The 9,440-nt window shown below is 76.4% G+C and carries 9 protein-coding genes; 3 read left to right on the forward strand and 6 right to left on the reverse strand.

Annotated elements, in window-relative coordinates:
• Positions 1–81: 81 nt before the first annotated feature.
• The 3 genes from HCN52_RS17735 to HCN52_RS17745 form a co-directional block, all read right to left on the reverse strand.
• Complete coding sequence (locus tag HCN52_RS17735; protein ID WP_312876753.1) at positions 82–1,146, reverse strand: HRDC domain-containing protein; 1,065 nt, start codon at positions 1,144–1,146, stop codon at positions 82–84.
• Between the two features lie 45 nt (positions 1,147–1,191).
• Complete coding sequence (locus HCN52_RS17740; RefSeq protein WP_167933429.1) at positions 1,192–1,854, reverse strand: response regulator transcription factor; 663 nt, start codon at positions 1,852–1,854, stop codon at positions 1,192–1,194.
• A 225-nt stretch (positions 1,855–2,079) separates the two neighbouring features.
• The gene (locus HCN52_RS17745; RefSeq protein ID WP_168089434.1) at positions 2,080–2,718 is read right to left on the reverse strand and encodes a DUF3000 domain-containing protein; all 639 of its coding nucleotides are present in this window, start codon (positions 2,716–2,718) and stop codon (positions 2,080–2,082) included.
• Between the two features lie 148 nt (positions 2,719–2,866).
• Here HCN52_RS17745 and hemE point away from each other — a divergent pair, with 148 nt between their 5' ends.
• From hemE to hemQ, 3 genes are all read left to right on the forward strand, one after another.
• Positions 2,867–3,922, forward strand: coding sequence for a uroporphyrinogen decarboxylase (hemE, locus tag HCN52_RS17750; RefSeq protein WP_376767149.1), 1,056 nt, complete (start codon positions 2,867–2,869; stop codon positions 3,920–3,922).
• A 104-nt stretch (positions 3,923–4,026) separates the two neighbouring features.
• Positions 4,027–5,427, forward strand: coding sequence for a protoporphyrinogen oxidase (gene hemG, locus HCN52_RS17755; protein ID WP_168089436.1), 1,401 nt, complete (start codon positions 4,027–4,029; stop codon positions 5,425–5,427).
• 4 nt (positions 5,428–5,431) lie between these two features.
• Positions 5,432–6,148: a hydrogen peroxide-dependent heme synthase gene (gene hemQ, locus HCN52_RS17760; RefSeq protein ID WP_168089437.1), complete on the forward strand. Its 717-nt coding sequence runs from the start codon at positions 5,432–5,434 to the stop codon at positions 6,146–6,148.
• A gap of 86 nt (positions 6,149–6,234) precedes the next feature.
• Here hemQ and HCN52_RS17765 read toward each other — a convergent pair whose 3' ends face one another.
• The 3 genes from HCN52_RS17765 to HCN52_RS24860 all read right to left on the reverse strand — a co-directional run.
• Positions 6,235–7,857, reverse strand: coding sequence for an alpha/beta hydrolase (locus HCN52_RS17765; protein ID WP_168089438.1), 1,623 nt, complete (start codon positions 7,855–7,857; stop codon positions 6,235–6,237).
• 275 nt (positions 7,858–8,132) lie between these two features.
• Positions 8,133–8,999, reverse strand: coding sequence for a TIGR04222 domain-containing membrane protein (locus HCN52_RS17770; protein WP_168089439.1), 867 nt, complete (start codon positions 8,997–8,999; stop codon positions 8,133–8,135).
• 70 nt (positions 9,000–9,069) lie between these two features.
• Positions 9,070–9,440, reverse strand: a 371-nt coding sequence (locus HCN52_RS24860; protein WP_245175245.1) for an SCO6045 C-terminal-like domain-containing protein, incomplete at its 5' end; no start/stop codon positions are given.

The following is a 9,440-nucleotide window of genomic DNA, read 5'->3' on the forward strand; positions in this document are numbered from 1 at the left end:
GACCACGCGATCGGCATATGCACGCCATGATGGAGCCATGGCAGTCACCACGAGCAGCCCTCGCACGGGACTCGACAACGATCACGAACTCTTGCGCGCCGCCGTCAGCCGGGCCGCCGCGACGGGGTCCTTGTCCGCCCAGGCGCGCGGCGGGGGCGGGCCGGTGACGCCCTGCCCCGGCTGCGGGAGGTCGCGTTCCGGCAGCTCCCGGGCCAGGTCGACCGCGGCCTGCCAGCGCGCCAGCATCCGCCGGTTGACGCGGTGGCCGAAGCCGGGGAGCGCCGCCATGGCGCGGGCGTCGGCCGGCATCGCCAGCGCCGCGGCCACGATCGCCGCGTCGGGGAGGACCTTGCCGGGGGAGAGGTCCCGCTCGCGGGCCAGCTCGTCGCGGGAGGTCCACAGCTCGCGCACCGCCGCCATCTGCCGGCGCCGCCGCACCTTGTGCATGCCGGAGGTCCGACGCCACGGGTCCTTGCGCGGCGGTGGCGGCGGGGCCGCCGCGATCGCCGCGAACTCCTCCAGCGCCCATTCCAGCTTCCCCTGGTCGCGCAGCTCCGCCTCCAGTGCGTCCCGCAGGTCGACCAGCAGTTCCACGTCCAGAGCGGCGTACCGCAACCAGGGCTCGGGCAGCGGACGCGTCGACCAGTCCACGGCGGAGTGGCCCTTCTCCAGCTGGTAGCCCAGTACCGCCTCCACCATGACCCCGAGTCCGACCCTGGCGAAGCCGGCGAGCCGTCCCGCCAGTTCGGTGTCGAAGAGCGTCGCGGGCGTCATGCCTATGTCGCGCAGGCACGGGAGGTCCTGCGAGGCCGCGTGCAGCACCCACTCGGTGTCCGCCAGCGCCTCGCCCAGGGAGGAGAGGTCACCGCAGCCGATCGGGTCCACCAGCGCGGTGCCCGCGCCCTCGCGGCGCAGCTGCACCAGGTAGGCGCGTTGGCCGTACCGGTAGCCCGAGGCGCGCTCCGCGTCGACCGCCACCGGTCCGGTGCCGGCGGCGAAGGTCGCTACCACGGCCGACAGGCCGTCGGGTTCCGCCACCACCTCGGGGACCCCCTCCCGGGGGGCCAGCAAGGGCACCGGCGCGGGGCCGGAGGTCGGCGCGGGCGGGGTCGGGGCCTGGGCGTCGGTCTGCGGGGCGTCGGTCACCCCACCAGGGTAACTGTGTGCGTACGCCGTACCACATCGGCGGGGTCAGTGGATGATGCCGGTCCGCAGCGCCACGGCCACCATGCCGGCACGGTCACCGGTCCCCAACTTCCGCGCGATGCGGGCCAGGTGGCTCTTGACCGTCAGGGCGGAGAGGCCCATCGAGACCCCGATGGCCTTGTTCGACTGCCCCTCGGCCACCAGTCGCAGGACCTCGACCTCGCGGCCGGACAGCTCCCGGTAGCCGTTGGGGTGGCCGTGCGCCCCGGGCTGGCGCCGGTGCATGCGGGCCGCGGCGGCGCCGATCGGTGCGGCGCCGTGGCGGGCGGCGGGTCCGAGGTTGTTGCGGGTGCCGGTGACGACGTAGCCCTTGACGCCGCCGGCCAGGGCGTTGCGGACCGCGCCGATGTCGTCCGCCGCTGAGAGCGCCAGACCGTTGGGCCACCCCGCGGCGCGGGTCTCGGAGAGCAGGCTGAGCCCCGAGCCGTCGGGGAGGTGCACCTCGGCGACGCAGATGTCGCGCGGGTTGCCGATGCGAGGCCGGGCCTCCGCCACGGACGAGGCCTCGATCACGTCGCGGACGCCCAGGGCCCACAGGTGCCGGGTGACGGTGGAGCGGACGCGGGGGTCGGCCACGACCACCATGGCCGTCGGCTTGTTCGGACGGTACGCCACCATGCTGGTGGGCTGTTCGAGGAGCACGGACACCGGGCCTCCCGGGAGGAAGTGGGGGGGGGGATGAACCGACTCCTGCCGGAAGGAGTCGGTGCGATCCGGATGCATCCGGATGGACCCGCATCGATGGGTCATAATGTCCTTCGGCAGGAACCCCCACCGCCTTTAGGGGCTGTTCACGAACCGGTGACGCCCCGGCGCGTGCGCCCCGGCCCGCAAGGGCCCGGCGGCTCTCCGTCTCACTCGGACGGAGCAGTGTCAGTGCGTCCGGGGGTCACCCCGCCGGGGGGTCCGTCGCCGCGGGAGCGCGGCGACGCCCGGGGTCACCGTCTCCGGCGGCAGCCCGGCGCACTGCGCGAGCATCCCGCACCACCCCAGCAGGTGGTCGGCGACCGTCGACTCGTCGATCGGCGACCACGAGGCCCGCAGCTCCAGCTCCGTCGTCGGCGGCCGCTCCGACAGCCCGCCGAAGGCCCGGGAGGCAGCGAGCGTCACCGTGCCGCTCGGCTCGGCCCATCCCGGGCCGTGCGCGCCGTCCACCGCCTCGGCCAGCCACGACCAGGTGACCTCCGGCAGCAGCGGGTCGGTGCCCAGCTCCGGCTCCATCGCCGCGCGGGCCAGCGTCACGACGCGGAGCGTCCCGAACCAGCCCTCCTGACCGTCCGGGTCGTGGAGCAGTACGAACCGGCCGTCCGCCAGCTCCTCCTGCTCCTCGTCCGCCGCCTCCCCGGCGCCCGGGGTCGGCAGCACCGACGCCTCCAGCGCGTGGGCGAACGGCGCCAGGCGGCGCGGGGGCGGGATCGGCGTCAGCCTGACCTCGCTCCGGGGGCGCGCCGCGGTCAGCGTCTCCACCGCCGTCCGGAAGACGGACGGCACACCCTCACCGGGGCTGTTCATAGAACGGGGCTCCTCACCCTTTCGCGCCTGCCACACCATGGCCGGTAACACTAAGCGCCCAACCGGGCGGGATCCGGTAGCCACACCCGCGTGGCGGGGCGGGTACGGGGGGCATGGGAGACTTTCCGGTGTGAGCGAGCGCAGCGACATCCCGACGACCCCGGCGGCCGACGAGCGGCTGGCCGACTCCGCCTTCCTCCGCGCGTGCCGCGGCGAGGAGGTGCCCCACACCCCCGTGTGGTTCATGCGGCAGGCGGGGAGGTCCCTGCCCGAGTACCGCAAGGTGCGCGAGGGCACCGCGATGCTGGAGGCCTGCGCCCGCCCGGATCTGGTCACCGAGATCACGCTGCAGCCGGTGCGGCGCCACGGCGTCGACGCGGCGATCTACTTCAGCGACATCGTGGTCCCGCTGAAGGCCGTCGGCATCGACCTCGACATCGTGCCCGGCGTCGGCCCGGTCGTGGCCGAGCCGTTCCGCACCCGAGCCGACCTGGAGCGGCTGCGCCCGCTGGAGAGCGGCGACGTCTCCTACGTCACCGAGGCCGTCCGACTGCTCACCGCCGAGCTGGGCGGTACCCCGCTCATCGGTTTCGCCGGCGCGCCCTTCACCCTGGCCAGCTACCTGGTCGAGGGCGGTCCCTCGCGCAACCACGAGCACACCAAGGCCCTGATGTACGGGGACCCGCAGCTCTGGTCCGACCTGCTGGACCGCCTCGCCGACATCACCGGAGCCTTCCTCCGGGTGCAGATCGAGGCCGGCGCCTCGGCGGTGCAGCTCTTCGACTCCTGGGTCGGCGCGCTCTCGCCCACCGACTACCGCACGCGGGTGCGTCCGGCCTCGGAGAAGGTCTTCGCCGCGGTCGCCGGCCACGGCGTGCCGCGCATCCACTTCGGGGTGGGCACCGGGGAACTGCTCGGCCAGCTCGGCGACGCCGGCGCCGACGTGGTGGGTGTCGACTGGCGGGTGCCGCTGGACGAGGCCGCGCGCCGCACCGGCCACACCAAGCCGCTGCAGGGCAACCTCGACCCCGCCGTGCTGTTCGCCCCGCGCGAGGCCGTCGAGGAGCAGGCCGCCGCCGTACTGGACGCGGCGCGCGACGTGCCCGCCCACATCTTCAACCTCGGGCACGGTGTGCTGCCCACCACCGACCCGGACGCCCTGACCCGGCTGGTGGAGTTCGTTCACACCCGCACCGCCCGCTGAGCGCCCGACCGCCGCGGTCACGTCGGACGACGGCGACCGGGGCGGCCGGATTCCGGTCCTGTGGCGACGGGGACGGCGCCACACCTCTCGAAAGGGTGGCCACCGTGCACACCATCGTGATCGGCGGCGGGATCTCCGGACTCGCCGCCGCCCAGCGCCTGTTGGCCTCCGGGACCCGGGTGACGCTCGTGGAGGGCTCCACCCGCTGGGGCGGCAAGCTCCGCACGGGTGAGATCGCCGGCGTCCGCACCGACCTCGGCGCCGAGTCGCTCCTGGCCAGGCGGCCCGAGGCCGTCGAGCTGGCCCGCGAGGTCGGCCTCGGCGGCGCGCTGCGGCCGCCCGCGGTGGGCGGAGCGGCCATCTGGACCGGTGGTTCGCTGCGCCCCATGCCGCAGGGGCACGTCATGGGCGTGCCCGACAGCCCCGCGGCCCTGGTCGGGCTGTTGTCCGACGCCGCCATCGCCCGCATCGCGGAGGACGCCCGGCTGCCGCCCTCCGAGGTCGGCGACGACGTCTCGCTCGGCGCGTACGTGGCGGACCGCATGGGCGAGGAGGTGGTGGACCGGCTGGTGGAGCCCCTCCTCGGCGGTGTCTACGCGGGGGACGTGCGGCGGTTGTCCATGCGCGCCACCGTGCCGCAGCTGTTCGAGGCGGTGCGCCGGGAGCCCTCGCTGCTCGCGGCGGTCCGCCGGGCGCGCGGCCAGGCCACCGCCCGGCCCGGGGAGCCCGTCTTCCTCGGTGTCGACGGCGGCGTCGGCACCCTTCCCGACGCCGTCGCCGCGCACTGCGCCGAGGCGGGGGGCACCCTGCTGTCCGGCTCGGCCGCGACCTCGCTGCGCCGGGACGCCCGGGGCTGGACCGTCACGCTGGCGAGCGGCCGCGAACTGCACGCCCCCGCCGTGCTGCTGGCCCTGCCGGCCGGCCCGGCCGGAGACCTGCTGGCCCCGCACGCGCCCGGTGCCGCCCGTGAGCTGCGGGAGATCGAGCACGCCTCGATGGCGCTGGTCAGCCTCGCCTACCGCCGCGTCGACCTGGCGCGGCTGCCGCGCGGCAGCGGCTTCCTGGTACCGGCGGTCGACGGCCGGGACGTCAAGGCGGCGACCTTCGTGAGCAGCAAGTGGGACTGGGTGGCCGCGCAGGACCCCGCCATCTTCGTGGTGCGCGCCTCGATTGGCCGGTGGGGGGACGACCGCGCCGTCCACCGTGACGACGACGACCTCGTCGAGCTCGCCCGCGCCGACCTCCGGGAGGCGGTGGGGCTCGGGGCCCGTCCCGTCGCATCGGTGGTCACCCGCTGGGTCGACGGCCTGCCCCAGTACACCGTCGGCCATGTCGACCGGGTGGCCCGGATCCGCTCGGCCGTCGCCGACCTGCCGGGGGTGGCGATCTGCGGCGCGGCGTTCGACGGGGTCGGCATCCCCGCCTGCGTCGCCGGCGCGCGGGAGGCGGCACGGACGGTGGCGGCCACCCTGCCGCCGGGGCCGCCGGCGGAGGCGGGAGAATGACGCCATGAGCGCTTCACCGGAGAAGGCCCCCAACGCGGGCAAGATCGCCAAGGAACTCAACGACACCATCCGCTACACCCTGTGGTCGGTCTTCCGGCTGCGCGACGTCCTCCCGGAGGACCGGGACGGCTGGGCGGCCGAGGTCGAGGAGCTGTTCAAGGAGCTGGCCGCGGACGACGTCGTGGTCCGCGGCACCTACGACGTGTCCGGGCTGCGTGCCGACGCCGACGTGATGGTCTGGTGGCACGCCCCGACCTCCGACGCCCTCCAGAGCGCCTACAACCGGTTCCGCCGCACGCTGCTGGGCCGTGCGCTCACCCCGGTGTGGTCGAACATGGCCCTGCACCGCCCGGCCGAGTTCAACAAGTCCCACATCCCGGCGTTCCTCGCCGACGAGACGCCGCGCGAGTACATCAGCGTCTACCCGTTCGTGCGCTCCTACGACTGGTACCTGCTGCCGGACGAGGACCGGCGGCGGCTGCTCGCCGAGCACGGGAAGATGGCGCGGCCCTACCCGGACGTGCGGGCCAACACGGTGGCCTCCTTCTCGCTCGGCGACTACGAGTGGATCCTCGCCTTCGAGGCCGACGAGCTGCACCGGATCGTCGACCTCATGCGCCACCTGCGGGCCTCCGAGGCGCGCATGCACGTCCGCGAGGAGGTGCCCTTCTACACCGGGCGCCGCCGCAGCCTGACCGAACTGGTCGAGGGCCTGGCCTGAGGTCGGCCGCCGTTGGCGGGCGGGGTCGGCGGGGCGCCCCCCCCGACGGCGCCCCGCCCCCGGCGACGGCGGGGCGGGGCGCCGGCTCAGGGGCGCGGTTCGGGGCGCGCCTCGCAGCGGGCCTGACGGGGCGACGGCTGCTCGCCCCGCAGCAGGTGGGCGGCGACGAGCCGGTCGACGCAGCTGTTGCCTCCGGTGACGCCGTGGCGGCCGCCGCCCTCCTCCGTCACCAGCACGGAGCCGGGCAGCAGCCGCCGGGTCTCCAGCGCGCCCTCGTAGGGCGTCGGCGCGTCCCGGGTGCCGTGCACCAGCAGCACCGGGGGCAGCGCCCCCGCTTCGGCGCCGACCACCGGCGGTGTGCCGTGGGGGAGCGGCCAGTGGGCGCACGGCAGGTTCTCCCGGGCGTTCTCCCAGGCGGCGAACGGGGCGCGCTCGGTCAGCGCCCGCAGGTCCCGCCGCCACTGGCGCGGGTCGCGCGGCCACGGCGCGTCGTTGCACTGCACCGCCGCGTAGACCGCCGCCGCGTTCTCCCGGGCCGCCGCCTCCCGGGGGTCGGGGTGGGCCAGCGCCCGGAGCGGTTCGGTGCGGCCGTCGGTGAACTCGCTCAGCGCGCGGGCGATGCGGGGCCATACCGCCTCGTCGTACACCGCGCCCCGGAACGCGCGGTGCAGTTCGCCGGCGCCGACCCGCGACCCGGGGCCGAGACCGGCCTCCCCGGCGGCGGTCAGCGCCCGCCCGGCCTCGACCGCCACCTGCGCCGCGGTCGCCCCGAGGCCGTAGGCCCGGTCGTGGCGCGCGACCCACGCCAGGAACTCCTCCCAGCGCTGCTGGAACGCCGCGGACTGCGCCAGGTTCCCCGCGTACCAGACACGGTCCTCCCCGGGGTGGACCAGGCTGTCCAGCACCGTCGCACCGACGGAGCCGGGGAACCGCGAGGCGTGGACCGCCCCGACGTAGCTGCCGTAGGACATCCCGAGGTAGTCGAGCCGGTCCTGCCCCAGCGCCCCGCGCAGCACCTCCAGGTCGCGGGCGTTGTCCGCCGAGGTGAGGGTCGGCAGCAGGTCGGGCGCGCCGGCGAGACAGCCCGCGGCGTACCGGGCCGCGTCGGCGTGCAGCGCCGCCTCCTGCGACGGGGTCGGGTGGACGGGCGAGCCGGTCGGACCGGCGCGGAAGCTCTCGGGCGGGGCGCAGGACAACCCGCCCGAGGGCCCCACGCCGCGCGGCGCGTAGCCCACGAGGTCGAACTCCGCGTGCAGGTCGCGCCACACGCGCTCCGGGTGCTCCAGGGGGCGGAGCGGCATCCGCCGGCCGTCGGCGCCGGGGCCGCCCGGGTGCAGCACCAGGGTCCGGTGCCCGTCGGCGCCCGCTCTCCCGGACTCCGTGCCCGGTCGGGGCAGCCTGCTGAGGTGGAGCGCCAGGCGGTCACCCCCGGGGTCGGCGTAGTCCAGGGGGACGTCGACGGTGGCGCACTCCACCGGCGGCGGCAGCCGGTCACCGGCGGGGCACCGGCCCCACTGCGGTTGCTCGGCGGCGGACCCCGCCGCCCAGGCGGCCGCGTTGGCGTCGCGCAGCGCCTCGCCGCCGGGGCTCCGGGCCCCCTGCGTGCCCAAGGGCGCGTCGGTGGTGGCGGGGGGCCGCCCGGGCGCCGTCGGCGTGGAGGCTGCTGCGGTGGCGGTGCCCGGAGTAAGCAGCGTCAGCGCCAGCGCCACCGCTCCGGCGGCCCGCCGCGTGCCGGAGCGGTGTGCACGGTGGCCGGTCCCGGCGCTGTGGCGGGCCCCTCCCGCCGCGGCCGCCCCGGAGCCGGCCGGAGCGGCGCTCTCGTTCCGTCCTGTGGTCGCCCTCTGACGCACCCGATGATCCCTTCGCCGCCTTCACCGGGATGGTCCTGGGCGTGCGGCGGCGGACCGCGCCACCCGCGGCGGCGTGTCGGGGGACCGCCGGCGTCACCCACTCGATCGGGTGACGCCGGCGCTCGGGAGCGGCGTCAGCTGCCGCACCCGCCCCCGCATCCGCCGCCGCCCCCGCTGTCGCCCCCGCAGCCGGCTCCCACACTCGCGCAGCCGCTGCCGCCGCCGGAGCTGCCGCCGTCCGCGTGCCGTTCGGGAGACCAGTCGTCCGAGCCGGGCAACGGCAGCAGGAGCGCCGCGCCGAGAGCCGTCCCCGCGAGGACGGCCGGCCCGCCCGTGGCGAACTCCGCGACCCGGTCCGACCGGCCCGGCACGCCCTCCCGCCGTGCCTTCGCGAGGGCTGCCCTGCCCCCGGCGGTGGGTGCGCCGTCGCGGGGCGGGGCCAGCGCCAGCACGACCACCTGGGCCGCCACCGCCGCGGCGATCAGCACCCCCAGCGCCGTGGTCGACGCCCCGGGCGACGCGACCGCCAGCGTCAGGACGGCGGCCGCCGTCACCGAACCGCCCGCCACCAGCCGCAGGACCACGCGCGTGCGCGCCGCCCGGACACAGGCGGCCGAGTAGAGCAGTCCCCGCTCGTCCAGTTCGCGGCGCACGTCACGCACGCCGCGACGACTGGCCGCCTCGCTGCGCACGTGGTCGAGGCGGCGCCGCCACTCGATCCCGAAGCAGTCGACGACGGCGCGCTCGACCGCGTCGTCCGCCACAGCCTGCTCCAGGACCAGGTGACTCCCGTCGACCCGCAGCCGCTGCTTCTCGTGCAGGGAGCAGATGGCGGTGTCCACCACCGCCCGCGGCCCCCGGGCCAGAGCGGCCGCCTCGTACACGTCACGGACCTCGGCCGTGCGCGGGTCCTCCCCCCACTGCGCCGCACGCACCTTGTCCCGGACCGCCGTCACCAGAACGACGGCGACCAGTACGTACCCCAACCAGATCACAGCCACCGCTGTCTCCCCTCGATCGTGTGCAGGTCCTCGCGCGACGGCCCGCCCCCCGGCGGCGCGTCCCGGCCGCTCAGGCGTGGTCGCGCAGCCAGCGGCGCAGCCGGCGCCGCTGGGACCACGACAGGGCGGGCCCCGTGCCGCGGTCGGTCAGCCGCCGCGCGAAGTCGCGGGCGCTCTCGTGGAAGCCGTCCGTCATCGGATGGCGGCGGGCGTACCGCAGGGCGGCGCCCTGGTAGTCGTCCCCGAGCAGGGCGGGCAACTGGGGTGCGACCCTGGCCATGACCGCGGCGCGCTTGCTCGCCAGGGCGGAGCGCTGGACGCGCAGCCGCTCCGGATCGAAGCCGCGGGGCGCCGGGGCGCCCGTCGTCAGCGCCGCCCGGGGTGCTGCTGGAGCGGGACGACGCGTTCCCGGAGCCGTCCGAGCTGGCGGCGGAGCTCGCG

It is taken from the genome of Streptomyces bohaiensis (assembly GCF_012033785.1).
In the GTDB taxonomy this organism is placed as follows: domain Bacteria; phylum Actinomycetota; class Actinomycetes; order Streptomycetales; family Streptomycetaceae; genus Streptomyces; species Streptomyces bohaiensis.

Bases quoted from the DNA above. Each gene is read 5' to 3' on its own strand.
- hemQ (WP_168089437.1), top strand. From the start codon at position 5,432: ATGAGCGCTTCACCGGAGAAGGCCCCCAACGCGGGCAAGATCGCCAAG.
- HCN52_RS17745 (WP_168089434.1), bottom strand. From the start codon at position 2,718: ATGAACAGCCCCGGTGAGGGTGTGCCGTCCGTCTTCCGGACGGCGGTG.